This window comes from Pseudomonas sp. LBUM1674, assembly GCF_059695635.1.
Window position 1 is genome coordinate 6,573,588 of sequence record NZ_CP166779.1, and the last position, 25,148, is coordinate 6,598,735.

General features: G+C 60.6%; 19 protein-coding genes. 9 read left to right on the forward strand and 10 right to left on the reverse strand.

The features are described 5' to 3' along the window. Positions 1-102 precede the first annotated feature (102 nt). On the forward strand, positions 103-1,026 hold the full coding sequence (locus tag ACA067_RS30210) for a LysR family transcriptional regulator (RefSeq protein WP_497459733.1): 924 nt from the start codon (positions 103-105) through the stop codon (positions 1,024-1,026). 247 nt (positions 1,027-1,273) lie between these two features. On the opposite strand, the gene ACA067_RS30215 is transcribed toward ACA067_RS30210, so the two are convergent. From ACA067_RS30215 to bioB, 8 genes are all read right to left on the reverse strand, one after another. After that, the gene (locus ACA067_RS30215) at positions 1,274-3,052 is read right to left on the reverse strand and encodes an acyl-CoA dehydrogenase C-terminal domain-containing protein (protein ID WP_497459734.1); all 1,779 of its coding nucleotides are present in this window, start codon (positions 3,050-3,052) and stop codon (positions 1,274-1,276) included. A 190-nt stretch (positions 3,053-3,242) separates the two neighbouring features. Beyond that, entirely contained in the window at positions 3,243-5,039 is a 1,797-nt protein-coding gene (locus tag ACA067_RS30220; RefSeq protein ID WP_497459735.1) for an acyl-CoA dehydrogenase C-terminal domain-containing protein, read from the reverse strand. Positions 5,040-5,346: 307 nt separating this feature from the next. Continuing rightward, positions 5,347-7,152, reverse strand: a complete 1,806-nt coding sequence (locus tag ACA067_RS30225; protein ID WP_497459736.1) for a phenylacyl-CoA dehydrogenase — start codon at positions 7,150-7,152, stop codon at positions 5,347-5,349. 294 nt (positions 7,153-7,446) lie between these two features. After that, entirely contained in the window at positions 7,447-8,127 is a 681-nt protein-coding gene (gene bioD / locus ACA067_RS30230) for a dethiobiotin synthase (RefSeq protein ID WP_497459737.1), read from the reverse strand. Continuing rightward, a complete protein-coding gene (gene bioC / locus ACA067_RS30235) occupies positions 8,124-8,936 on the reverse strand; it encodes a malonyl-ACP O-methyltransferase BioC (protein ID WP_497459738.1) in 813 nt (270 codons plus the stop codon). Before bioC ends, bioD begins: the two co-directional genes overlap by 4 nt. Further along, positions 8,929-9,660, reverse strand: a complete 732-nt coding sequence (locus tag ACA067_RS30240) for an alpha/beta fold hydrolase (protein ID WP_497459739.1) — start codon at positions 9,658-9,660, stop codon at positions 8,929-8,931. The genes bioC and ACA067_RS30240 overlap by 8 nt, the downstream gene beginning before the upstream one ends. Continuing rightward, positions 9,653-10,831 (reverse strand): 8-amino-7-oxononanoate synthase, encoded by a 1,179-nt coding sequence (gene bioF, locus ACA067_RS30245; protein ID WP_497459740.1) that lies wholly within the window; start codon positions 10,829-10,831, stop codon positions 9,653-9,655. Before bioF ends, ACA067_RS30240 begins: the two co-directional genes overlap by 8 nt. Before the next feature lie 172 nt (positions 10,832-11,003). After that, the gene (gene bioB, locus ACA067_RS30250; RefSeq protein WP_497459741.1) at positions 11,004-12,059 is read right to left on the reverse strand and encodes a biotin synthase BioB; all 1,056 of its coding nucleotides are present in this window, start codon (positions 12,057-12,059) and stop codon (positions 11,004-11,006) included. A 93-nt stretch (positions 12,060-12,152) separates the two neighbouring features. On the opposite strand from bioB, the gene ACA067_RS30255 reads away from it, so the two are divergent. The 5 genes from ACA067_RS30255 to rarD all read left to right on the forward strand — a co-directional run bounded on the left by ACA067_RS30255 (position 12,153) and on the right by rarD (position 18,059). After that, entirely contained in the window at positions 12,153-12,893 is a 741-nt protein-coding gene (locus tag ACA067_RS30255; protein WP_497459742.1) for a double zinc ribbon domain-containing protein, read from the forward strand. 212 nt (positions 12,894-13,105) lie between these two features. Then, positions 13,106-13,870 (forward strand): TOBE domain-containing protein, encoded by a 765-nt coding sequence (locus ACA067_RS30260; protein ID WP_497459743.1) that lies wholly within the window; start codon positions 13,106-13,108, stop codon positions 13,868-13,870. Between the two features lie 58 nt (positions 13,871-13,928). Continuing rightward, on the forward strand, positions 13,929-15,830 hold the full coding sequence (locus tag ACA067_RS30265) for a PhoX family protein (RefSeq protein ID WP_497459744.1): 1,902 nt from the start codon (positions 13,929-13,931) through the stop codon (positions 15,828-15,830). A gap of 195 nt (positions 15,831-16,025) precedes the next feature. Beyond that, positions 16,026-17,000, forward strand: a complete 975-nt coding sequence (locus ACA067_RS30270; RefSeq protein ID WP_064680141.1) for a serine/threonine protein kinase — start codon at positions 16,026-16,028, stop codon at positions 16,998-17,000. Between the two features lie 171 nt (positions 17,001-17,171). Continuing rightward, positions 17,172-18,059 (forward strand): EamA family transporter RarD, encoded by an 888-nt coding sequence (gene rarD / locus ACA067_RS30275; RefSeq protein ID WP_497459745.1) that lies wholly within the window; start codon positions 17,172-17,174, stop codon positions 18,057-18,059. A gap of 215 nt (positions 18,060-18,274) precedes the next feature. Here rarD and ACA067_RS30280 read toward each other — a convergent pair whose 3' ends face one another. Next, positions 18,275-18,793, reverse strand: coding sequence for a glycine cleavage system transcriptional repressor (locus tag ACA067_RS30280; RefSeq protein ID WP_497459746.1), 519 nt, complete (start codon positions 18,791-18,793; stop codon positions 18,275-18,277). A 568-nt stretch (positions 18,794-19,361) separates the two neighbouring features. On the opposite strand from ACA067_RS30280, the gene ACA067_RS30285 reads away from it, so the two are divergent. Further along, entirely contained in the window at positions 19,362-21,539 is a 2,178-nt protein-coding gene (locus ACA067_RS30285; RefSeq protein WP_497459747.1) for a malate synthase G, read from the forward strand. Between the two features lie 159 nt (positions 21,540-21,698). On the opposite strand, the gene ACA067_RS30290 is transcribed toward ACA067_RS30285, so the two are convergent. Next, positions 21,699-22,145, reverse strand: coding sequence for a response regulator (locus ACA067_RS30290; protein ID WP_497459748.1), 447 nt, complete (start codon positions 22,143-22,145; stop codon positions 21,699-21,701). Positions 22,146-22,399: 254 nt separating this feature from the next. Here ACA067_RS30290 and ACA067_RS30295 point away from each other — a divergent pair, with 254 nt between their 5' ends. Continuing rightward, positions 22,400-24,340, forward strand: a complete 1,941-nt coding sequence (locus ACA067_RS30295) for a putative nucleotidyltransferase substrate binding domain-containing protein (protein ID WP_497459749.1) — start codon at positions 22,400-22,402, stop codon at positions 24,338-24,340. Beyond that, positions 24,337-25,044, forward strand: coding sequence for a 3'-5' exonuclease (locus tag ACA067_RS30300; protein ID WP_497459750.1), 708 nt, complete (start codon positions 24,337-24,339; stop codon positions 25,042-25,044). Before ACA067_RS30295 ends, ACA067_RS30300 begins: the two co-directional genes overlap by 4 nt. Positions 25,045-25,148: the final 104 nt, after the last annotated feature.

Below are 25,148 nucleotides of genomic sequence, written 5' to 3' on the forward strand. Positions count from 1 at the left end.
TCGCGCTCTATGGCCCTGCAAGCCTTGTGAATGCGGTTAGACTAGGCTCAGACAAGGCGTTGAACCATTTCGATTTCACAGCATTTTCGATAAGCATTACTTATGGATTTCAAGCAACTGCGTTATTTCGTCGCGGTCTATGAAGAGGGCCATGTGGGCCGGGCCGCCGAGCGACTTTCAATCTCCCAGCCGGCGCTGTCCCAGCAGATTCGCCACCTCGAACAGAACCTCGATGTAAGCCTGTTCGAACGCAGCAGCAAACGTCTGCTGCCAACCCTGGCCGCCCACACGTTGTACAACCACGCTCTGCCGTTGCTTGATGGCCTGCAACGGGCGCGCGAAGCCTTGGGCAACTTCAAGGGACAAGCGCTACGCACCCTGGCCATCGGTGTGTTGCAGACCGTCCATACCAGCCTGGTGCCACAGATGCTCGAACGCGTGCGCAAGGCGCAGCCGCATCTGGTGGTGCAGATCTATGAACTGACGGGGCTGGAAATCGAGCGGCGGCTGCTCAACGGTTCGCTGGATATCGGCATCAGCTACTTGCCGCCCCGTCAGCCAGGCCTGCACGGTGTGATGCTCTACGAAGACGAACTGACCCTGGTCATCCCGGCGGACCATCCATTGCGCGAATTCAAGAAAGTGTCCATGAGTCAGGCTGCCGAGTTACCGATGTTGCTACTGGGTGAAGAGTTCCAGGTGCGACAGATCTGGCAGACGCAACTGGCCAGCCTGGGACGACGTCCGCAGGTGCAGGCCGAACTGAACAACATGGCGGGGATTCTCGACAGCCTGCCCCACACCCGGTTGGCGACTGTCCTTCCCGGACGCTCGCAGAAGGCACTCGGCAACACCGGGTTGCTGTGGAAACCATTGACCGAGCCGCGGGTGCCGCTGAAAGTCGGATTGGTGTGTCGGGATGTGCAGCGTCAACAAGCCTCACTGGCGTTGTTGCGGACCTTGCTGGAAGAAGTGATGAACGGACCGGATGATCGCTTGAACAGCTCGACACCCTTAAGGGGTTAGGCTGAACAGTTTTCTACCGGACACTTTTCAATGGAGCAAAGAAAACCCCGCCGAAGCGGGGCTTTACAGACTGTTTCCCTGACATCCATTTCACTCCGCCGTCCTGGCAGAATCCTACGTGTCCGTGTTGTTGCTTAGCGCTTCCTGCGCGACGTCCATGTGAAGTAGATTAGCCGTGGATCCAATCTTCGACTATGGGAAAACAGCATCACGCATTGTAAGAGATTGCTTACATGGCGTTACATAGTCAGAACTGGGCTGCATCCAACAGGAACAGCGATTCGCTACCGGCCTTCACCGACGCGCTCAACGAATGAATACGCGGCAGCAGGCGGGCGAAATAGAACCGCGCCGTGCCCAGTTTGCTGGCATAGAAATCGTCCTGCGCTTCTTTGCCCAAGGCCGCCTTGGCCATCAGTGCCCACATGTAGGCGTAGGCCACGTAACCGAAGGTTTGCAGGTACTCGACCGAGGCGGCGCCGATTTCGTTCGGGTTGTTTTTCGCCCGGTCGAGCAGCCATGCGGTCAGTTCGTCGAGGGTGGTCACGGCATCGTTCAGTGGTTTGGTGAACTCGGCGAGACTGGCGTCGGCGGTCGCGGTGAAATGGCGGATTTCGTCGGCGAACAGGTTGTAGAACGCCCCGCCCGTGCCGACGATCTTGCGGCCTACGAGGTCCAGCGCCTGGATGCCGTTGGTGCCTTCGTAGATCTGGGTGATGCGCACGTCACGCACCAGTTGCTCCTGGCCCCATTCGCGGATGTAGCCGTGGCCGCCGAACACCTGCTGGCCGTGCACCGTGGTTTCCAGGCCGAGGTCGGTGAGGAACGCCTTGGCCACCGGGGTCAGCAAGGCCACCAGGTCTTCCGCGCGCTTGCGGGTGGTGGCGTCTTCGCTGAACTTGGCGGTGTCCAGTTGCATCGCCACGTAGGTGGAGAAGGCACGGCCGCCTTCGTTCGAGGCTTTCATGGTCAGCAGCATGCGGCGCACGTCCGGGTGGACGATGATCGGGTCAGCGGCCTTGTCCTGGTGCTGTGCACCGGTCGGCGAACGACTTTGCAGGCGATCGCGGGCGTATTCCACGGCGTTCTGGTAGGAGCGCTCGCCCGTGGCCAGGCCCTGGATACCAACCCCCAGGCGCTCGTAGTTCATCATGGTGAACATCGCCGCCAGGCCCTTGTTTGGCTCGCCGACCAGGTAACCCACGGCCTCGTCGAAGTTCATCACGCAGGTCGCGGACGCCTGGATGCCCATCTTGTGTTCGATCGAACCGCAGTTGGCCGGGTTGCGTGCGCCGAGGCTGCCATCGGCATTGACCATGAACTTCGGCACCAAAAACAGCGAAATGCCTTTGGGCCCCGCCGGCGCGTCCGGCAGTTTGGCCAGCACCAGGTGGATGATGTTCTCGGTCAGGTCGTGTTCGCCGCCGGTGATGAAAATCTTGGTGCCGCTGACCTTGTAGGAGCCGTCGGCCTGGGGTTCGGCCTTGGTCCGGATGATCCCCAGGTCGGTTCCGGCATGCGGCTCGGTCAGACACATGGAACCGGCCCAGACCCCGGCGTACATGTTCGGCAGGTACGCAGCTTTCAGTTCTTCGCTGGCGTGGGCGTTGATCGACAGACAGGCACCGGCGGTCAGCATCGGGTACAGGCCGAACGACAGGCTGGCGGAGTTGACCATTTCTTCGACCTGGGCCGACACCGCCTTGGGCATGCCCATGCCACCGTAGGTGGGATCGCCACCGACGCCGACCCAACCGCCTTGCGCGTAAGTCTGATAGGCCTGTGGGAAACCGGCCGGCGTGGTCACGGCACCGTCCGCCCAGTGGCAGCCTTCTTCGTCAGCCGCACGGCTCAGCGGCGCGATGCTTTTGCTGGTGACCTTGCCGGCTTCTTCGAGAATGGCTTCGACGGTTTCGGCATCGACGGTCTCGGCCAACGCCGGCAGTTCGGCCCAGAGTTTCGTGACCTCGAACACTTCATTGAGGACGAAGCGCATATCGCGCAGGGGCGCTTTGTAGTCAGCCATGGCAAACCTCGCAAGATCTAAACAGGTGAGTCGTAGGAATGTTACTTTCGTTGGGTCTGAGTGTACCTCAACAACTTTTACGACACATAGAGTCAGACCGTGACCGTTTTGTAATTTATAGTCACCGACTAATCAGTCATAAAAAAGCCCGCAAATAAGGCGGGCTTCTTTATGGCTGGTTTATCAAAGGCTAAAGCGCAAACAATTGCGCCGGCAGACTCATCAGACAATCGCTCCCCGCCTCGATGGCGGCCCGATGAGCGGCGGTGCGTGGCAACAATCGTTTGAAGTAAAACTCACTGGTCGCCAGTTTGCCCCGACAGTAATCGGCATCGCCACTGCCGTCGTCGAGCTGCGCCTGAGCCACCAGCGCCATACGCAACCACAAATAGCCGAGGATGATGTAACCGCTGTACATCAGATAATCCACCGATGCAGCACCGACCTCATCCGGATTTTTCATCGCAGCCATGCCGACTTTGGTGGTCAACTCGCCCCACTGCTGATTCAGTCCGTTGAGCTGCGCCACATAGCTGGCGAGCTGTGGATGCCCGACGTTGGCGGCGCAGAATGTGTGAACGATTTTGGTGAATCCTCGCAATAGCTTGCCCTGGCTACCGAGCACCTTTCGTCCGAGCAAGTCCAGTGCCTGAATACCGTTGGTGCCCTCGTATATGGGCGCGATCCGGCAGTCGCGGACCAACTGCTCCATACCCCATTCACGAATGAAACCGTGACCACCGAATACCTGCATGCCGTGGTTAGTCACCTCCAGGCCAGTGTCGGTCATGAAGGCTTTGCAGATCGGCGTCAGGAACGCCAACAGGTCTTCAGCCTCTTGCCGTGCCGCAGCGTCCGGGCTCAGATGCGCGGTATCCAGCCATTGCGCGGTGAAGTAGGTCAGTGCCCGATTGCCTTCGTTGAACGCTTTCATGGTCAGCAACATCCGGCGCACATCAGGATGAACGATGATCGGGTCGGCGACTTTTTCCGGTGCTTTCGGGCCGGTCAGCGAGCGCATCTGCAGACGGTCATTGGCGTATTTGATTGCCCCCTGGAAACTGGCCTCCCCCAGACACAAACCCTGCATCCCGGTGCCAAGGCGCGCATGGTTCATCATAGTGAACATGCAGTTCAGGCCCTTGTTCGGCTCACCGATCAAAAAGCCCTTGGCCCCGTCGAAGTTCAGCACGCAGGTGGCCGAGGCCTTGATGCCCATTTTGTGTTCGATCGAACCGCAGGACACACCGTTGCGCTCGCCCGCCTCGCCTTGTGCATCGGGGAGGAACTTGGGCACGATGAACAGCGAAATGCCCTTGGTCCCGGCCGGCGCCTCCGGCAGCTTCGCCAGCACCAGGTGAACGATGTTATCGCTCATGTCGTGCTCACCGGCGGAGATGAAAATCTTGCTGCCGGAGATCGCGTAACTGCCGTCGGTCGCGGGTACGGCGCGCGTCTTGATGATGCCCAGGTCAGTGCCGCAATGGGCTTCGGTCAGGCACATGGTGCCGGTCCATTGGCCGGCAGTGAGTTTGCTCAGGTAGGTCTGCTTTTGCGCTTGCGTACCATGCGCGTGGATCGCCGACATCGCGCCGTGGGTCAGGCCGGGGTACATGCCCCAGGACGTGTTGCTGGAGCCGACCATTTCACTGATGACCAGGCCCAGGGAGCTGGGCAAACCCTGACCGCCGTAGGTCGGATCCGCTGCCAGACCATGCCACCCGCCTTCCACGTATTGTGCGAATGCCTGCTTGAACCCTCCTGGCGTCGTCACCACGCCGTTGTCGAAATGGCAGCCTTCTTCGTCACCGCTGCGGTTCAGCGGTGCGAGAACGTTCTCACAGAATTTTGCACCCTCTTCGAGGATCGCATTGACCATGTCCGGGCTGGCATCGGTGGCGCCCAGCGCGGCGTAGTGGCGGTGAAAGTCGAAGACATGGTCGATCAGAAAGCGCATGTCGCGCAGGGGAGCTTTGTACTCAGGCATGGTTATTTCTCCGGCAGCAGATTCCTCAAACCTACCGCCGCCCGCCAGGCCTCACAATCACAGTCCAGACGCTGAATGCGCGATCATCACTCAACCCGTAGCGGCGTCCTTCGCACTCTAGAGCGTCTCGTCAGCAGACTTGAGCATTGGCTCCCGATTGAGTGTTCCAGACTTTGCGGCTCAAGCGGCGTATCTGGTCCACCGCGCCGCCTGGTTCGCCAGCAAGCCGGCTCTTACAAGCTACGGCGGGCACAAAAAAGCCGCTGCTCCCGAAGAAGCAGCGGCCTTGTGAAGAACCGCGTGAGGCTTAGTAGCCCAGTGCGAAGTCTTCTTCTTTCATGTCCATCAGATTGCTCGCGCCCGACAGCATGGTTGCCACGTGAGTGCGAGTACGCGGCAGGATGCGCTGGAAGTAGAAGCGTGCGGTCTGCAGCTTGGCGGTGTAGAACGCCTCTTCGGAGGTGCCGGCAGCCAGTTTTTCAGCTGCCAGGCGCGCCATGTCAGCCCAGAAGTAGGCCAGGCAGGCATAACCGGAGTACATCAGGTAGTCCACCGACGCCGCGCCGACTTCTTCGCGGTCTTTCATGGCCGCCATACCGACCTTCATCGTCAACTCGCCCCACTCTTTGTTCAGCGCAGCCAATGGCTCGACGAACTCTTTGACCGCTTCGTTGCCTTCGTTGGTCTGGCAGAACTTGTGGACGATCCTGGTGAAGCCCTTCAGGGCTTCGCCTTGAGTCATCAGCACTTTGCGGCCCAGCAGGTCGAGTGCCTGGATACCGGTGGTGCCTTCGTACAGCATCGAAATGCGGCTGTCGCGAACGTTCTGCTCCATGCCCCACTCGGCGATGAAGCCGTGGCCGCCGTAGATTTGCACGCCATGGTTGGCGGATTCGAAGCCGACTTCAGTCATGAAGGCTTTGGCGATCGGCGTCATGAACGCCAGCAAGGCGTCGGCCTTCTTCTTCTCTTCGTCGTCTACGCCATATTTGACGATGTCGACTTGCTTGGCAGTGAAGTAAACCATCGCACGGTTGCCTTCGGCGAAGGCCTTCATGGTCAACAGCATGCGACGTACGTCAGGGTGCACGATGATCGGGTCAGCGGCTTTTTCTGGCGCTTTCGGGCCGGTCAGCGAGCGCATTTGCAGACGATCACGAGCGTATTTCAGGCCGCCCTGGAAGCCGATCTCGGCGTGAGCCAGACCTTGCAGCGCAGTACCCAGACGTGCGGTGTTCATGAAGGTGAACATGCAGTTCAGGCCTTTGTTCGCCGGGCCGATCAGGAAACCGGTGGCCGCGTCGAAGTTCATCACGCAGGTGGCGTTGCCGTGGATGCCCATCTTGTGTTCCAGGGAACCACAGGTCACGGCGTTACGAGCGCCGATCGAACCGTCAGCGTTCGGCATGAATTTCGGAACGATGAACAGGGAAATGCCTTTGGTGCCCGCCGGTGCATCCGGCAGACGTGCCAGCACGATGTGCACGATGTTGTCGGCCATGTCGTGTTCACCGGCCGAGATGAAGATCTTGGTGCCGGAGACTTTGTAGGAACCGTCGGCCTGAGGTTCGGCCTTGGTACGCAGCATACCCAGGTCAGTGCCGCAGTGCGGTTCGGTCAGGCACATGGTGCCAGTCCACTCGCCGGACACCAGTTTGGTCAGGTAGGCGTGTTGCTGCTCGGGCGTGCCGTGCTCGGAGATGGTGTTCATCGCGCCATGGGACAGGCCTGGGTACATGCCCCACGACCAGTTGGCCTCGCCGACCATTTCGCTGACGGCCAGGCCCAGAGACTCCGGCAGGCCCTGGCCGCCGTGCTCTACGTCGTGGGCCAGGCTTGGCCAGCCACCTTCAACGAATTGCTTGTAGGCTTCTTTGAAGCCGGTCGGGGTTTTAACGCCGGACTCGCTCCAGGTGCAGCCTTCGGTGTCACCCACGCGGTTCAGCGGAGCCAGCACCTGCTCACAAAACTTGGCGCCTTCTTCGAGAATGGCGTCAACCATGTCCGGAGTTGCGTCTGCACAAGCCGGAAGGCTCTGATAGTGCGCTTCGTAGCCGAGCAGTTCGTCACGAACGAAGCGAATATCACGCAAGGGGGCCTTGTAGTCAGGCATAGCGATAAACCTCTGCTGATGTAACCGGGAAGAACGACCGTGTCGATTTATTGTGACGGTCAAACAGTTGTTTGAAACATACGTTTACCACCAAACCTTGTCAAGCGCCGATCTTTTGCCGTTCATCATCACACCACGTGAATGGCGGGCGTGCAGCCAGGCAACAGCGTCGATGGGATCAATTGGCCATGGAGAAAGATTAGTTGAGGGATAAGGACTTACGCAGAAAAACGCCGCGAAGGGTCGCGGCGTTGGCAGGTAGATTCAGCCAGGTGGATTCAGCGAGGCGCAGCCCTAGTCCAGCAGATCCAACTGAAGATGCTCGGCCACCGCTTCAGCCGTCACCAGCTTGAGTTTCGGCACGCGCCCAAGGCATGGCGCCGGGATTCGCTCGGCGAGTGTCGCCAGGTTCTCTTCCAGGCGCGCGGTTTTCGAATCGATGATATTGGCCACCCAACCCGCTAATTGCAGACCGTCCCGCGCAATCGCCTCGGCCGTCAGCAGCGCATGATTGATGCAACCCAGGCGCACGCCAACCACCAGAATCACCGGCAGGTCCAGCGCAATCGCCAGATCCGACAGGTTGTCCTGATCCGCCAGGGGCACGCGCCAGCCGCCGGCGCCTTCGATCAGGGTGAAGTCAGCCTGCAGGTCGAGGATCTGCTGCATCGGCGTCAACAGTGATTGCACTGTCAACGCCACGCCAGCCTCCCGCGCCGCCAGATGCGGAGCGATCGCCGGTTCGAATGCCACCGGATTGACCTGTGCATAGGTCAAAGGCACCGAGCATTGCGCCATCAACGCCAGTGCGTCGGCATTGCGCAGTCCCTTGGGAGTGACCTCGCAGCCGGAGGCCACCGGCTTGCCCGCCGCCGTGCTCAAGCCCGCCAACCGCGCGGCATGCAGCAGGCCTGCGGCAACGGTGGTCTTGCCGATATCGGTGTCAGTGCCGGTGATGAAATAGGCTGCACTCATAAGGGTTTCTCCAAAACGGCGTACACCACTTGATAAGTCGCCGGCAGACCTTCGGCCTGGCGAAACTGCTCATAGGCCTCGACCAAGCCGAGGATTCGCGCCCTGCCCGTCAAACCGCCCGGCCGACCGGGGTTCAGGTTGTGCGCACCCAGCGCCTTGAGTTCATGGGTCAGGCTGCGCACATCCGGGTAATGCAACACATGGGGACGGGTTTGCAGCTGCGCGACGGTCAATCCGCTGCCCGCGCAAAGCTGTTGATAAACCCCGAACTCACGGAAGCGATTGACGTGCACCATGCCGTCCACCTGACGCCAACTGTCTCGCAGTTCGTACAACGTACCCACGCACAGACTAGCAAATGCGAAAATTCCGCCAGGTTTCAGCACTCGATGCGCCTCACTGAGCACCGAGGCGAAGTCTGCGCACCACTGCACCGCCAGGCTGGAGAAGATCAAATCGCAGGTCGAAGCCTGCAATGGCAGACGCTCGGCATCCCCGGCGATGAAATGCGTGGCCCCACCCAATGGCCGTGCGTGATTGAGCATGCCTTCGGCGAGGTCCAGCGCCACGCCGTGGCAGGTAGGGAAACGCTCGTTCAACGCCCGGCTGAAGTGCCCGGTGCCGCACCCCAGATCCAGCCAGCGACCCGGTACGAAGTCTTCCGGCAAGCGGTTCAACAACTGGCTGCCAACATCGCGCTGCAATTCGGCAACGCTGTCATAACTCGCCGCTGCGCGGGAAAAGGAGGCCGCCACCTGGCGCTTGTCAGGCAAGCCGCCGGGCAGGTTGGGAAGGGATAAATCAGTCATGACTGAACTCATGCAAAAAGGCCTGGATCGCCCCCGCCACACCGTGGGGGTCTTCCAGAAGAAACGCGTGACCGGCCCGTTCAATCAGGCCGATTTCTACATCCGGCAGCAACTTCAGCAGGTCTTGCGCGGCTTCGGCCGGGACCAGCCCGTCGAGGCCGGCGAACAGGTGCAATTGCGGGCCGCGGAATGTTTGCAGCGCTTGACGGGTATCCAACTGCGCGAGCACTTCCAGACCGTTTATCGACACCGATGTACTGGTATGCGGCGCGCCACCGAGCAACAGCCTCGATAATCCGCGCGGGTCTGCAGAACCCTGAGCGCAGAGCAGCGAAAAGCGTTTCAAGGTCATGCGCGGTTCTGCCTTGCAGCCGGCCAGAAACGCGTCAAAGGTCTCGCCGGGCATCGCACTCGGCCATTGCTCATGGGCGACAAAGGAAGGATTGCTCGCCAGGGTCAGCAAGCCGCAGCAACGATCGCCGCGTCGCGCCGCCAACTCGGAGGCGAGCATACCGCCGAGGGACCAGCCACCCAGCCAGGCATCCTCAGGCACGGTCGAATCCAACTCATCGAGCCATTCTTCAACATCGCTCGACTCCAGTTCCGGCAAGGGCTCGATCTCGACCCGCAAGTGTTCATCCAGCCCCTGCAATGCCGCCGCCAATGGCTCCAGCGGTGAAATCCCGAGGCCCCAGCCGGGCAGCAGAATCAGACGATCACGCATGGCTTGACTCCGGTCCCAGTTGTTGAAAGCAATCGGCCAATCCATTCAACAATAGCTGCACCTGCGCCTCACTGTGGGCAGCGGTCAGGGTCACGCGCAAACGGGCGCTGCCGGCGGGCACGGTCGGCGGCCGAATCGCCGTCACCATCAGCCCGCGTTCGCGCAGCATCTGCGACAGTCGGACCGCACGCCCGGCATCGCCGATCATGATCGGCTGGATCGGCGTGAAGCTGTCCATCAATGCCAGGCCGATCTGCTCGGCGCCCTGGCGGAACTGGCGGATCAGCGTGTTCAGATGCTCACGTCGCCAGTGTTCGCTGCGCAGCAGCTCCAGGCTTTTCAACGTCGCGCAGGCGAGGGCCGGTGGCTGGCTGGTGGTGTAAATGTATGGGCGGGCGAACTGGATCAGCGTTTCGATCAGCTCTTCGCTGCCGGCTACAAAAGCACCTGCCGTACCGAACGCCTTGCCGAGGGTGCCGACCAGTACCGGCACGTCGTCCTGGCTCAGGCCGAAATGCTCGACGATCCCGCCGCCATTGGCCCCCAGCGGACCAAAACCGTGGGCGTCATCGACCATCAGCCACGCGCCTTTGGCCTTGGCCTCCCGGGCCAGCGCCGGCAGGTCGGCGATGTCGCCGTCCATGCTGAACACGCCGTCGGTGACCACCAGCGTATTGCCGGTGGCCTTCTCGAGACGATTGGCCAGACTCGCCGCGTCGTTATGCAGGTAGCGATTGAAGCGCGCACCAGACAGCAGACCCGCGTCCAGCAAAGATGCGTGATTGAGGCGGTCTTCGAGCACCGTATCGCCCTGCCCCACCAGTGCGGTGACCGCGCCAAGGTTGGCCATGTAACCGGTGGTAAACAACAGCGCGCGCGGGCGACCGGTCAGGTCGGCCAGCGCTTCTTCCAGCGCATGATGCGGGCTGCTGTGGCCAATGACCAGGTGCGAAGCCCCGCCGCCGACGCCCCAACGGGTCGCACCGGCGCGCCAGGCTTCGATCACTTGCGGGTGATTGGCCAGGCCCAGGTAATCGTTGTTACAGAACGCCAGCAACGGCTGCCCATCGACCACCACTTCCGGGCCTTGAGGGCTTTCGAGCAGGGGTCGTTGACGGTAGAGATTTTCGGCACGGCGGGCAGCAAGGCGTGCGGCGAGATCGAAAGACATGCAGGCCTCGGGTGTCAGATCACAGAGTGCGAAAATTGCACAATCCCCTGTGGGAGCGAGCTTGCTCGCGATGACGGAGTGACATTCAACATTGATGTTGATTGAGCCGCCGCCATCGCGAGCAAGCTCGCTCCCACAGGGATTTGCATTCCATTCAGAGGAATCGGTGTGGTCAAACAGCCGCGTTGTAGAACTGCTCGCTGCTCTTCTGCTCCACCAGCGCCTGCTCGATCGCCGCCTGATGCACCTCGTCGGCGTGCTCTTCGCGCGCTTCCGGCAGGATGCCCAGGCGCGAGAACAGTTGCATGTCCTTGTCGGCCTGCGGGTTGGCGGTGGTCAGCAGTTTGTCACCGTAGAAAATCGAGTTCGCGCCGGCGAAGAACGCCAGGGCCTGCATCTGCTCGTTCATGGCTTCGCGGCCAGCGGACAGGCGCACGTGGGACTGCGGCATCAGGATACGGGCGACGGCGAGCATGCGGATGAAATCGAACGGGTCGATATCGTCGGCATTTTCCAGCGGTGTGCCGGCGACCTTCACCAGCATGTTGATCGGCACCGACTCCGGATGCTCCGGAAGGTTGGCCAGCTGGATCAGCAGATTGGCGCGGTCATCCAGCGACTCACCCATGCCGAGGATGCCGCCGGAGCAGATCTTCATCCCCGATTCACGCACGTAGGCCAGGGTTTGCAGGCGCTCGCTGTAGGTTCGGGTGGTAATGATGCTGCCGTAGAATTCCGGCGAAGTGTCGAGGTTGTGGTTGTAGTAGTCGAGGCCAGCCTGGGCCAGCGCTTCGGTCTGGTCCTGATCCAGGCGACCGAGGGTCATGCAGGTTTCCAGGCCCATGGCTTTCACGCCTTTGACCATTTCCAGCACGTACGGCATGTCTTTGGCCGAAGGATGTTTCCAGGCAGCACCCATGCAGAAACGAGTCGAGCCGATGGCCTTGGCGCGAGCGGCCTCTTCGAGGACCTTCTGCACTTCCATCAGTTTTTCTTTTTCCAGGCCGGTGTTGTAGTGACCGGACTGCGGACAATATTTGCAATCTTCCGGGCAGGCGCCGGTCTTGATCGACAGCAGCGTCGAAACCTGGACCCGGTTGGCGTCGAAATGCGCGCGGTGCACCGTCTGCGCCTGGAACAACAGGTCGTTGAATGGCTGAACGAAGAGTGCTTTGACTTCAGCCAAAGACCAGTCATGACGCAGGGTTGCAGTGGTGCTGGCGCTCATGGGCGTTTCCTTTGTTTTATGCTTGGCAAGCGCCTGCGGGGATGCAATACCCACAGACGCGATACGGATGTTCGGCATATTTAAGGAAGACCTATGCGCTGTCAACCACAATACGACGGACCGGTTTACATCTGGTTAAAAAACACCCAATCCTGTTTGCTGTGCGGCGAAGCGTCCGATGATGCGACACCCATTTGCACCGCCTGTGAAACCGACCTCCCCTGGCTCGGCACTCAATGCCGGACCTGCGCCCTGCCCCTGCCCGCTGCAGAGTTGACGTGCGGCCAATGCCTGAAACAACCGCCGGTCTTCGAACGGGTCGCCGTCCCCTGGACCTACAGCTTTCCGGTCGACAGCCTGATCACCCGTTTCAAGCACAGCGCAAAATGGCCGTTCGGTCGCCTGCTCGCCGAACTTCTCGCCCGATTTCTGCTACATCGGTTCGATGAAGACCTGGATCGACCCGACACGCTGGTTCCGGTACCACTCGCTGCCAAACGCCTGCGCCAACGGGGTTTCAACCAGGCTGCGATGCTTGCACGCTGGCTCGGCACCCGCCTCGACATTCCTTGCGATGAAAGGCTGTTGCTGAGGGTCCAGGACACCAGCGCGCAACAGGATCTGAAGGCCGACGCCCGCAAAAAGAACCTGCGCCATGCCTTCGCACTCGCGCCCGATGCGCCGATCAAGGGTCGGCACCTGGCGCTGGTGGATGACGTGTTGACCACCGGCGCCACGGCCCAGGCTCTGGCGCTTTTGTTAATTGAAGCCGGTGCCGCACGGGTCGATGTCTATTGCCTGGCTCGCACACCCAAACCCGGCGACACGGTTTGACCCAAGGACGCAGAACCTGTGGGAGCGAGCCGGCTCCGGGCGGCGATCCGACGAAAGCGGTCGGTCAGCTAACGACATTGTTGAATGTGACGGCCTCTTCGCGAGCAGGTCGAATCGTCGCACCGTCGCTCCCACAAGGACCGGGTCTGACTTGACTCCCGCAGCCCAAGCCGCCAACGTCCTCCCATCGCCACAGTCCAAAGCGTCTTGCCATGTCCCTGCCTACGTTGTTGTCCCAGCACATTGTCCGTCGTCCGCAGCGCATTGCCTTGCTGCAACACATTGCCGAACAGGGCTCGATCACCCGTGCCGCAAAAAGCGCAGGCCTGAGTTACAAGGCGGCGTGGGATGCCATCGACGAACTGAACAACCTCGCGCAGAAACCGCTGGTGGAGCGCAGTGTCGGCGGCAAGGGCGGCGGTGGCGCCAGACTGTCCAGCGAAGGCGAGCGCGTCTTGCGCCTCTATCAAAAGCTGCAAGCGTTGCAGGCGCAGGTGCTGGAAGCTGCCGAAGATGCCAGCGACCTCGACCTGCTCGGTCGACTGATGCTTAGAACCAGCGCGCGCAATCAATTGCATGGAAAGGTCGTGGCGATTGAAAGCCAGGGTCGCAACGACCTGATTCACCTGGAACTGGCCGCCGGGTTGACCATCGATGCGCAGATCACCCACGACAGTACCCTGCGCCTGGAGCTGGAGAGCGGCACCGAAGTGGTGGCGCTGATCAAGGCCGGCTGGCTCGATCTGCTCGGCATCACGGATGCAGTGACCCCAGGACACAATGGCCTGACAGGCATCATCGAAGAAATCCTCGACGCCGAAGACGGTCCCAGCGAAGTGCGCATCGGCTTGCCCAATGGCCAGACCCTGTGTGCGCTGGCCGAACCGCTGCACTTGCGGACCCTGGGCCTGGGCACGGATAAAGCGGTACGGGTGCAGTTCGCGCCATCCAACGTGTTGCTCGGTACACCGCTCTGAAACATTAGCGTCACGATCGCTCTTTAAGGTGGCTGCAAAAACCCGCAGGGAGCCTGATGTGAGCCTATTAGAAGAAAACCAGTCCACCGACCTCGAAAAGATGGTCGGCCTCAGCCGCCGCAGCTTTATCAGCGCCGGCGCCCTGTGCGGTGCAGCGATGTTCCTCGGCGGCAATCTGCTGAGCCGCAGCGTGCTCGCTGCCAGTGTCAGTGCAGGCACCGGCACACTGTTGGGTTTTGACAGCATCCCGGCCGCCACCAGTGATGCCATCAGCCTGCCGCCTGGCTACAAATCCTCGGTGTTGATCAGCTGGGGCCAGCCGTTGCAAAAGGACGGCCCGGCGTTCGACCCGAGTGGTAACGGCACCGCCGAGCAACAAGAAGCCCAATTCGGTGACAACAACGACGGCATGAGCCTGTTTGAGTTTCCCGCCGAGAAAGACCGGGCGTTGATGGCGATCAACAACGAGTACACCAACTATCGCTACCTCTACCCTCACGGCGGCATGCCGCAATCGGCCGACGATGTGCGCAAGGCACTGGCCTGCGAAGGCGTGTCGGTGATCGAGGTTCAGCGCAAGGACGGCCAGTGGCACTTCGTCCAGGGTTCGCGCTACAACCGGCGCATCCACGGTAACGCGCCGATCAGCCTGAGCGGGCCGGCCGCCGGCCATGAACTGCTGAAAACCAGCGCCGACCCCCAGGGCAAGAACGTCCTCGGCACCTTCCAGAACTGCGCCAATGGCAAGACACCGTGGGGGACTTATCTGACTTGCGAAGAAAACTTCACGGATTGCTTCGGCAGCAGCAATGCCGAGCAAAAATTCGATGCTGCGCAGAAACGCTACGGTGCGGTGGCGGCCAGCAAAGAGATCAACTGGCATCAGCACGACGAGCGCTTTGACCTGGCGAAGAATCCGAACGAGCTCAACCGTCATGGCTGGGTGGTGGAAATCGATCCGTTCGATCCGCAATCGACCCCAGTCAAGCGCACGGCCTTGGGCCGCTTCAAGCATGAAAATGCTGCCCTGGCCGAAACCAAAGACGGTCACGCCGTGGTGTACATGGGCGATGACGAGCGCGGCGAATTCATCTACAAATTCGTCAGCCGCGACAAGATCAACCACAAAGACCCCAAGGCCAACCGCGACTTGCTGGACCATGGCACCCTGTACGTGGCGCGCTTCGACGCAGGCGACGGCAATGCCGATCACCCCAGGGGCCAGGGCGAATGGATCGAACTGACCCACGGTAAAAACGGCATCGATGCCAGCAGCGGTTTTGCCGATCAGGCGCAGGTGCTGATTCACGCGCGCCTCGCGGCCAGTGTGGTGACAGCCACGCGCATGGACCGCCCGGAATGGATTGTCGTCAGCCCCAAGGATGGCCAGGTCTATTGCACCCTGACCAACAACGCCAAGCGCGGCGAGGACGGCCAACCGGTGGGAGGGCCGAACCCGCGTGAGAAGAACCTGTACGGACAGATCCTGCGCTGGCGCACTGACCGTGACGATCACGGCGCCAAGACCTTCTCCTGGGACTTGTTCGTGGTTGCCGGCAACCCGGGCGTGCATGCCGGCACGCCGAAGGGCGGCTCGTCCAACATCACGCCGCAGAACATGTTCAACAGCCCGGATGGCCTGGGCTTCGACAACGCCGGGCGGCTGTGGATTCTGACGGATGGTGATTCGAGCAACGCGGGTGATTTTGCCGGTATGGGCAATAACCAGATGCTGTGTGCCGACCCGGCGACCGGGGAGATTCGGCGTTTCATGGTCGGGCCGGTGGGCTGCGAGGTGACGGGGATCAGCTTTTCGCCGGACCAGAAGACGTTGTTTGTCGGGATTCAGCATCCGGGGGAGAACGGCGGGTCGACATTCCCTGAGCATTTGCCCAATGGCAAGCCGCGATCTTCGGTGATGGCGATTTCCCGGGTAGATGGCGGGATCGTCGGCGCCTGACAGGGCCGCAGCAAATGATCGTTCCCACGCTCGGCGTGGGAATGCCTCACCGGACGCTCCGCGTCAGCTTCTGGGGACGCGGAGCGTCCCTGGCTGCATTCCCACGCAGAGCGTGGGAACGATCCCCCTAAAGACGCCCCGTCTGCGCTACCATGTTTGGCCGGACGCGGCAGCCTGCTGCGCGCAGGAGTCAGCATGGCCCACCCGTTTGCAACCCTAACCCCAGACCTCGTGCTCGATGCCGTCGAAAGCATCGGCTTTCTCAGCGACGCGCGCATCCTGGCGCTCAACAGCTACGAAAACCGTGTCTATCAGGTCGGTATCGAAGACTCCGAGCCGCTGATCGCCAAGTTCTACCGTCCGCAACGCTGGACCAACGAGGCGATTCTCGAAGAGCACCAGTTCACCTTCGAGCTCGCCGAGTGCGACGTGCCAGTGGTGGCGCCGATGATTCACAACGGTGCCAGCCTGCACGAACACAACGGTTTTCGCTTCACCTTGTTCCCCCGCCGTGGCGGACGCGCGCCGGAGCCGGGCAATCTCGATCAGTTGTATCGCCTCGGCCAACTGCTCGGTCGTTTGCATGCCGTGGGCGCGACCAAGCCGTTCGAGCACCGTGAAGCCCTTGGCGTGAAAAACTTCGGTCACGACTCACTGACGACATTGCTCGAAGGCAATTTCGTCCCCAAAAGCCTGCTGCCGGCCTACGAGTCCGTGGCCCGCGACCTGCTCAAGCGGGTGGAAGAGGTCTACAAGGCGACGCCGCACCAGAACATCCGCATGCACGGCGATTGCCACCCCGGCAACATGATGTGTCGCGACGAGATGTTCCATATCGTCGACCTCGATGACTGTCGAATGGGCCCGGCGGTGCAGGACATCTGGATGATGCTCGCCGGCGATCGCCAGGAATGTCTCGGCCAGTTGTCGGAATTGATGGACGGCTACAACGAGTTCCACGACTTCGACCCGCGGGAATTGGCGCTTATCGAACCGCTACGCGCCCTGCGCCTGATGCACTACAGCGCCTGGCTCGCCCGCCGCTGGGACGACCCGGCATTCCCGCACAGCTTTCCTTGGTTCGGCAGCGAGCGGTATTGGGGGGATCAGGTGTTGGCGTTGCGTGAGCAACTGGCTGCACTCAACGAAGAACCGCTAAAACTTTTCTGATTCACATGGATCTGTAGGAGCCGGCTTGCTGGCGAAGAACGATAACGCGGTCTTGCCTGACACACCGCATCATCGTTCTTCGCCAGCAAGCCGGCTCCTACAGGGATCAGCACATCGACACAAATCTCCTTACAATCCCCTCATTGTTAGCTGCCTAAGCAAGGATTCTGCATGCAAGCCGCCAACCCGCGTCGCGGGTACATTCTGGGCCTGAGTGCCTACATCATCTGGGGATTGTTCCCGCTCTATTTCAAAGCCATCGCCAACGTGCCCGCCGTGGAGATCATCATCCACCGCGTGCTCTGGTCCGCACTGTTCGGCGCCTTGCTGCTGATGGTCTGGAAACATCCGGGCTGGTGGCGCGAGTTGCGTGACAACCCGAAACGCCTGGCGATCCTGGCCCTTAGTGGCACGCTGATCGCGGCCAACTGGCTGACCTACGTCTGGTCGGTGAACAACGGCCGCATGCTCGAAGCCAGCCTTGGTTACTACATCAACCCATTGGTGAATGTCCTCTTGGGCATGCTGATCCTCGGCGAACGGCTGCGGCGCATGCAGTGGCTGGCCGTAGGTCTGGCGGCAGTCGGCGTCGCACAGCAGGTGTGGCAAGTCGGCAGCCTGCCGTGGGTGTCGCTGGTGCTGGCGCTGACCTTTGGCTTCTACGGATTGATTCGCAAACAAGCGCCCGTCAAGGCACTGCCTGGGCTGGTGGTGGAGACCTGGATGCTGGTGCCGATTGCCGTCGCCTGGTTGCTGTTCAATCCGACCGCGACTAGCGCCCAGGCCGAATTCTGGACCACCTCCGAAGCCTGGTGGTTGGTGGCCGCGGGCCCGGTGACGTTGGTGCCGCTGGTATGTTTCAACGCCGCTGCACGGCATTTGCCCTACACGACGCTCGGATTTCTTCAGTACCTGGCGCCGACGCTGGTGCTGTTGCAGGCCGTCCTGCTGTTTGGTGAACAGCTGTCGTCCAGCACACTGCTGGCGTTCATCTTTATCTGGGCCGGTTTGGCGGTCTACAGCGTCGATGCGTGGATAAGTCTGCGCCGCCGCAGCTGATCAAAAAACGCACAACCCTCCACAGGCCACGTCTTTCGTGGCCTGCATCGATCTTTCCCAAGGTTATCCACAGTGTGATCCCCGCCGTTTGTGCGCAACTTGTTGAAACTGTTGGTTTTTTGATCAGATGCAGAAGAAGCCCGGTCGGCGTGGCCTGGCGGGCTGTCTCTACAGGTTATCCACAGGCAGGTGCACGTTTAACTTGGATAACCCTGTCAGGGTTCGCTGCGCAGTACCAATTCCACCATCAAATCGTCCGCCAGGGTTTCCAGGCGCGATTGCAGAACGTCCAGAGACAACGTCAGCGGCACCGCGAGAATCGCCTCGGCATGGAACAAAGGTTCGCTGCTCATTGGCGCCGGACGTACCTCGGTTACCAGACTCTCCAGGTTCACCCCTTGCTCGCTCAGCAGGCGAGTGATGTCACGGACAATCCCCGGACGATCATTGCCAACCAGTTCCATGGCGATTGGCTTCCAGGTGCAGGATTGCTCAATGCCGCTTTCGGCAATCAGTACCCGAATGCCATGGGCGGACAATGCCTGTAGGGCATCGACCAATTCATCGTAGGCTTCGGCCGGCACACCCACCCGAAGAATCCCGGCGAACTGCCCGGCCATGCGCGACATTCGACTTTCCAGCCAATTTCCGCCGTGCTCGGCTATGCACTGGGCGATGCGCTCGACCTGCCCAGGCTTATCCGGAGCGATTACAGTGAGTACGAGGTGGTCCATGGCGCAGCCCTCTTTGTCATGACTTTGTTATAGAAAGGCAAGTATAGGCAAGGGTTGAGCGGGCACCGAGACAGGACCGAATTCGATGTCGTCTCGACTGGCCTCTTCGCGGGCAAGCCCGCTCCCACAAGGGTTTTGCATAACCCTGTGGGAGCGGGCTTGCCCGCGAACGGAACACTGCCGATAAGCCTGCCAAAACACAAATCGTGTACAAGTTTTTATATTTAGCTGGAACAATCCAATGGTTTTTTGAGAACATCCATGGCCGCGCCGTGACTGCAATGCGTCACGGGGTCGCAGAACGACGTAATTAGTCTGATTTTCACAAGCGCAATTCATCATGTAGTATGCCGCTGCGCGCACTACATAACGTTGGATCGATGTCTGCCACAGGCGCAGTCGCAACCCTGAAAGCCCCGTCAGCAAGGCCCCAAGCCGTTGATTGGTCCAAACCCAGCCGCCCGCATGGCATGTACTGGTAGACGGGTTTGTGGTTTAAATAGCCAGAGGCTTCATTGTTAAATTGAAGAGCTGAAAAGCGAAATAGCTGAGCAGAGTGAGGCAAGCAATGACTGAACACGTTCAAGTCGGTGGCCTGCAGGTCGCCAAAGTCCTGTTCGACTTCGTGAGCAACGAAGCCATTCCCGGTACCGGTCTCACCGCCGATAAGTTCTGGGCCGGTGCCGACAAGGTCATTCATGACCTGGCACCGAAGAACAAAGCCCTACTCGCCAAACGCGATGATTTCCAGGCTCGTATCGATGGTTGGCACCAAACCCGGGCCAGCCAGGCGCACGACGCCGTGGCTTATAAAGCCTTCTTGCAAGACATCGGTTATCTGCTGCCAGAAGCGGCCGATTTCCAGGCAACGACGCAAAACGTCGATGACGAAATCGCCCGCATGGCCGGTCCACAGCTTGTTGTGCCGGTGATGAATGCCCGTTTCGCCCTCAATGCCTCGAACGCCCGCTGGGGTTCGTTGTATGACGCGCTCTACGGCACCGATGCCATCAGCGAAGCTGACGGCGCGGAAAAAGGCAAAGGCTACAACAAGGTCCGCGGCGACAAGGTCATCGCCTTCGCCCGCGCCTTCCTGGACGAAGCCGCCCCTCTGGCAGCCGGCTCCCACGTCGACGCCATTGGCTACAAGTTCGTTGAAGGCAAACTGGTGGTCGCCCTTAAAGGCGGCAGCAACACCGGCCTGCGCAACGATGCGCAACTGATCGGTTTCCACGGCGATGTCAGCGCCCCGACCGCGATCCTGCTGAAAAACAATGGCCTGCACTTCGAAATCCAGGTCGACGCCAGCACCCCGGTCGGCCAGACCGACCCGGCCGGCGTCAAAGACATTCTGATGGAAGCTGCGCTGACCACCATCATGGACTGCGAAGACTCGGTCGCCGCCGTCGATGCCGACGACAAAGTGGTGATCTACCGCAACTGGCTCGGCCTGATGAAGGGCGATCTGTCGGAAGAAGTTTCCAAGGGCGGTCAGACCTTCACCCGCACCATGAACGCCGATCGCACCTATACCGCCCTCGATGGCAGCGAACTGAGCCTGCACGGTCGTTCGCTGTTGTTCGTGCGTAACGTCGGTCACCTGATGACCATCGATGCGATCCTCGATAAAGACGGCAACGAAGTACCGGAAGGCATCCTCGACGGCCTGGTGACCAGCCTGGCGGCCATCCACAGCCTCAACGGCAACAACTCGCGCAAGAACAGCCGCACCGGCTCGGTCTATATCGTGAAGCCGAAGATGCACGGCCCTGAAGAAGCCGCGTTCACCAACGAGCTGTTCGGTCGCATCGAAGACGTGCTCGAGCTGCCGCGCAATACCCTGAAAGTCGGGATCATGGACGAGGAGCGCCGTACCACGGTCAACCTCAAGGCCTGCATCAAGGCGGCCAGCGAGCGCGTGGTGTTCATCAACACCGGGTTCCTCGACCGCACCGGCGATGAAATCCACACGTCCATGGAAGCCGGCCCGATGGTGCGCAAGGCGGACATGAAGGCTGAGAAGTGGATTGGCGCCTACGAAAACTGGAACGTCGATATCGGCCTGAGCACCGGCCTGCAAGGTCGCGCGCAGATCGGTAAAGGCATGTGGGCCATGCCGGACCTGATGGCGGCGATGCTTGAACAGAAAATCGCTCACCCGCTGGCTGGTGCCAACACCGCCTGGGTGCCATCGCCGACCGCCGCCGCGTTACACGCGCTGCACTATCACAAGGTCGATGTGTTCGCCCGTCAGGCCGAACTGGCCAAACGTGCCCGCGCTTCGGTGGACGACATCCTGACTATCCCGCTGGCAGTGAACCCGAGCTGGACCGCGGAACAGATCAAGAACGAACTGGACAACAACGCCCAGGGCATTCTCGGTTACGTGGTGCGCTGGATCGACCAGGGCGTGGGTTGCTCGAAGGTGCCGGACATCAACGACATCGGCCTGATGGAAGACCGTGCGACGTTGCGTATTTCCAGCCAGCACATCGCCAACTGGCTGCGCCATGGCATCGTCACTGAAGACCAGGTGATGGAAAGCCTCAAGCGCATGGCGCCGGTGGTTGACCGCCAGAACGCCAATGACCCGCTGTACCGCCCGCTGGCACCTGACTTCGACAGCAACGTCGCCTTCCAGGCGGCGGTCGAACTGGTGGTCGAAGGCAGCAAACAACCGAACGGCTATACCGAGCCGGTTCTGCACCGTCGTCGTCGCGAGTTCAAGGCTGCCAATGGCCTGTAACTGAAGATTGCGCCAGACAAAAAAAGGCCCTGATCGGAAGATCGGGGCCTTTTTTGTTGGAGCAAGATCAAAAGATCGCAGCCTGCGGCAGCTCCTACATTGAAATGCGATCCCCTGCAGGAGCTGCCGCAGGCTGCGATCTTTTGATCTTTTAGCGGCTCACACATCCATGCCCAGTTCATGCTTGACCAATACCAGCAGCTTGCCGGTATCGACAGGCTTGAGCAAAAAGTCCACCACGCTCAGATGCATGGCGGCGATCGCGTCTTTCACATCGGCATCGCCAGAAACGATGATAAACGGCATGGCCGCCCGCACCGACTCACGCACCTGGCGGATCAAGTCCAGGCCATCGACATGTCCCATTCGCAGATCGGTGATCACCAGGCCAATCGACGGCTTCTCGCTCAACATCTTGAGGGCGGTTTCGCCACTGGCTGCGGTCATGCAGCGGATGCCATCCAGGCCGAGAATCTCTGCCAGCAGCTCACGTGCGTCCTTATCGTCGTCGACGATCAGCACCCGTTGCGGGGGCAAGTCAGGCTCAAGCATGACCGCACTCAGCGCTTCGCGCTCGGCGTCAGTCAAAATATCGTGGTCGGACATGGCTTACTCTACAGTTCAAATTCAATCACCTGACTCATTTGTCAGACATCGCCAGCAAGACCTTCAATGTGCACTTCGTCGGAAAGTTCTCCTATAGCCAATGTAGGAGGCTTTTCCGATAGTTGCGTCAGATATTTCCTAACTTCCAACAACTGCACCGCCTACCTAGACTTACGTCCAATGGGCACCCAGAGCGCAGGGGCCGACCATGGTCGAGTCATCCGACAACAACAATTCAAAAAAAGACTGCGGTAATGGTTATGAGTAAAGCGGACGCCTTCACACAGGCAGGGAAAACCGCGGTGTTGCAGAACATCCAGGGTACTTTGCAATTTCTTCAGCGCTTCCCGCCCTTCAATCAAATGGAACACGCCCACCTGGCGTACCTGGTCGAGCAATGTCAGCTGCGTTTTTATGCGCCCGGCGAGAGCATCATCAAGCCGGCCGATGGCCCGGTTGAGCATTTCTACATCGTCAAACAAGGCCAGGTCGTGGGTGAACGTCCCCACACGGCCAAGGGCGGGACTGAAACCACCTTCGCAATCACCACCGGCGAGTGTTTCCCCCTCGCCGCGCTGTTGGGCGAGCGTGCGACCCGCACCGAACACCTGGCCGCCGAAGACACCTTTTGCCTACAGCTGAACAAGCTGGCGTTCATCAAACTGTTCGCGCTTTCCAACGCGTTTCGCGACTTTGCCCTACGCGGCGTCAGCAGCCTGCTCGATCAGGTCAACCAGCAAGTCCAGCAAAAAGCCGTGGAAACCCTGGGCACCCAATACTCACTGAACACCCGGCTGGGTGAATTGGCCATGCGCCACCCAGTGACCTGCAGCCCCGCCACGCCATTGCGGGTCGCCGTGACGCTGATGCACGACCAGCAAGTCGGCAGCATCGTCATCGTCGACGAGCAGAAAGCCCCACTGGGTATTTTCACCCTGCGCGACCTGCGCCATGTCGTGGCCGACGGCACGGACGACTTCAACGAAGCCATCGAGCGCCACATGACCCAGGCGCCGTTTTTCCTGTCGCCGGACCACAGCGCCTTCGACGCGGCGATCGCCATGACCGAACGGCACATCGCCCACGTCTGCCTGGTCAAGGACCATCGCCTGTGCGGCGTAGTGTCCGAGCGGGATCTGTTTTCCCTGCAGCGGGTCGATCTGGTGCATCTGGCGCGGACCATTCGCAGCGCCCAGCGCGTGGAAAACCTGGTGGCGATGCGCGGCGAGATTGGCCAATTGGTGGAGCGCATGCTGGCCCACGGCGCGTCGTCGACCCAGATCACCCACATCATCACCCTGCTCAACGACCATACCGTGTGCCGGGTCATCGAACTGACCCTCGCCGAGAAGGGCGACCCCGGCATTCCATTCAGCTGGCTGTGCTTCGGCAGCGAAGGCCGTCGCGAGCAGACGCTGCACACCGATCAGGACAACGGCATTCTGTTCGAAGCCCGGGACGCGGCCCATGCCGCCGAGATCCGCGGCAAGCTGTTGCCCATCGCCCAGCAGATCAACCAGAGCCTGGCGCTCTGCGGCTTTACCCTGTGCAAGGGCAACATCATGGCCGGCAATCCCGAGCTGTGTCTGTCCCGGGCCGAGTGGGCCCGGCGTTTCGCGGCGTTTATCCGCGAAGCCACGCCGGAGAACCTGCTGGGTTCGAGCATTTACTTCGACTTGCGCGTGGTCTGGGGTGACGAGCAAGGCTGTGAGCAGTTGCGCCGGGGTATTCTCGACCAGGTCGACGACAACCGGTTGTTCCAGCGCATGCTGGCCGAGAACGCCCTGCGCAATCGCCCGCCCGTAGGGCGTTTCCGCGATTTTGTGCTGGCTCGCAAGAATGGTGAAAAAGCCACCCTGGACCTGAAAATCCAGGGCCTGACCCCATTTGTCGACGGTGCCCGCTTGCTGGCGTTGGCCCACGGGATTGAAGCGAACAATACCCTGGAGCGCTTTCGCCAACTGGTGGAGAAAGAGGTCATCGAACGGCTGGACGGTGCCGCGTACGAAGAGGCTTATCACTTCATCCAGCAAACCCGCATGCAGCAACATCAGTTGCAGACCCGGGAGAACTTGCCCTACTCCAATCGGGTCGATCCGGACAGCCTCAACCATCTGGACCGACGGATCCTGCGTGAATCTCTGCGCCAGGCTCAACGCCTGCAAAGCAGCCTGGCCCTGCGGTATCAGCTATGAGCCTGTTTTCATGGTTGCGCCCGGCAGGGCCGATGCTCAGCGGTGAACTTCAACTACGCCTGCAACACTTGCCCGCCGCTGCCGAGCTGGGCGAGTGCAGCCTGCGTGAGCAACGCTGGGTCGTGCTCGACCTGGAAACCACCGGGCTGAACCTGAACAAGGATCGAGTGCTGTCCATCGGCGCGGTGGTGATCGAGGACGGGGCGATCGACTTCAGCCAGCAATTCGAACGCACCTTGCAATGCAGCGAACTCAAACTCGGCCCCAGCGTGCTGATTCACGGTCTGGGCCCGAGCGCGATTGCCGCCGGCAGCGACCCGGCCCAGGCCCTGCTCGACTTTATGGAATTTGTCGGTGACAGTCCGGTGCTGGCCTTTCATGCGCCGTTCGATCAACACATGCTCGGCCGCGCGTTGAAAGATCATCTGGGCTACAAGTTGCAGCATCTGTTTCTGGATGTCGCTGATATCGCGCCGCTGCTGTGTCCGCAGGCGCATATTCGCGAGGCCGGGCTGGATGAGTGGATCGACTGGTTCAAGCTGGAGGTGTTCGAGCGGCACAACGCCAGTGCCGACGCGCTGGCCACGGCGGAGCTGGCGCTGATCCTGTTCAGCCGGGCACGACAGCAGCAGATTCATACCCCATTGAATTTGCAGCAGCGGTTGAGTCAGTGGAAACGGCGGCAGCGAGCGCCTTCATTCTGAATGCAACCGCCGCCCCTGTAGGAGCTGCCGAAGGCTGCGATCTTTTGATCTTAAAATCAAAGTCAAAAGATCGCAGCCTTCGGCAGCTCCTACAGGGGGTTCTG

What these genes read in the sequence shown, in the direction of transcription:
- ACA067_RS30270 (WP_064680141.1), top strand. Translation starts at nt 16,026, where the DNA reads ATGGCCCACCCGTTTGCAACCCTAACCCCAGACCTCGTGCTCGATGCC.
- rarD (WP_497459745.1), top strand. Translation starts at nt 17,172, where the DNA reads ATGCAAGCCGCCAACCCGCGTCGCGGGTACATTCTGGGCCTGAGTGCC.
- ACA067_RS30240 (WP_497459739.1), bottom strand. Translation starts at nt 9,660, where the DNA reads ATGCGTGATCGTCTGATTCTGCTGCCCGGCTGGGGCCTCGGGATTTCA.
- bioC (WP_497459738.1), bottom strand. Translation starts at nt 8,936, where the DNA reads ATGACTGATTTATCCCTTCCCAACCTGCCCGGCGGCTTGCCTGACAAG.
- ACA067_RS30225 (WP_497459736.1), bottom strand. Translation starts at nt 7,152, where the DNA reads ATGCCTGACTACAAGGCCCCCTTGCGTGATATTCGCTTCGTTCGTGAC.
- ACA067_RS30255 (WP_497459742.1), top strand. Translation starts at nt 12,153, where the DNA reads ATGCGCTGTCAACCACAATACGACGGACCGGTTTACATCTGGTTAAAA.
- ACA067_RS30220 (WP_497459735.1), bottom strand. Translation starts at nt 5,039, where the DNA reads ATGCCTGAGTACAAAGCTCCCCTGCGCGACATGCGCTTTCTGATCGAC.
- ACA067_RS30280 (WP_497459746.1), bottom strand. Translation starts at nt 18,793, where the DNA reads ATGGACCACCTCGTACTCACTGTAATCGCTCCGGATAAGCCTGGGCAG.
- bioF (WP_497459740.1), bottom strand. Translation starts at nt 10,831, where the DNA reads ATGTCTTTCGATCTCGCCGCACGCCTTGCTGCCCGCCGTGCCGAAAAT.
- ACA067_RS30300 (WP_497459750.1), top strand. Translation starts at nt 24,337, where the DNA reads ATGAGCCTGTTTTCATGGTTGCGCCCGGCAGGGCCGATGCTCAGCGGT.
- ACA067_RS30295 (WP_497459749.1), top strand. Translation starts at nt 22,400, where the DNA reads ATGGTTATGAGTAAAGCGGACGCCTTCACACAGGCAGGGAAAACCGCG.
- bioD (WP_497459737.1), bottom strand. Translation starts at nt 8,127, where the DNA reads ATGAGTGCAGCCTATTTCATCACCGGCACTGACACCGATATCGGCAAG.
- ACA067_RS30260 (WP_497459743.1), top strand. Translation starts at nt 13,106, where the DNA reads ATGTCCCTGCCTACGTTGTTGTCCCAGCACATTGTCCGTCGTCCGCAG.
- ACA067_RS30215 (WP_497459734.1), bottom strand. Translation starts at nt 3,052, where the DNA reads ATGGCTGACTACAAAGCGCCCCTGCGCGATATGCGCTTCGTCCTCAAT.
- ACA067_RS30210 (WP_497459733.1), top strand. Translation starts at nt 103, where the DNA reads ATGGATTTCAAGCAACTGCGTTATTTCGTCGCGGTCTATGAAGAGGGC.
- ACA067_RS30290 (WP_497459748.1), bottom strand. Translation starts at nt 22,145, where the DNA reads ATGTCCGACCACGATATTTTGACTGACGCCGAGCGCGAAGCGCTGAGT.
- bioB (WP_497459741.1), bottom strand. Translation starts at nt 12,059, where the DNA reads ATGAGCGCCAGCACCACTGCAACCCTGCGTCATGACTGGTCTTTGGCT.
- ACA067_RS30285 (WP_497459747.1), top strand. Translation starts at nt 19,362, where the DNA reads ATGACTGAACACGTTCAAGTCGGTGGCCTGCAGGTCGCCAAAGTCCTG.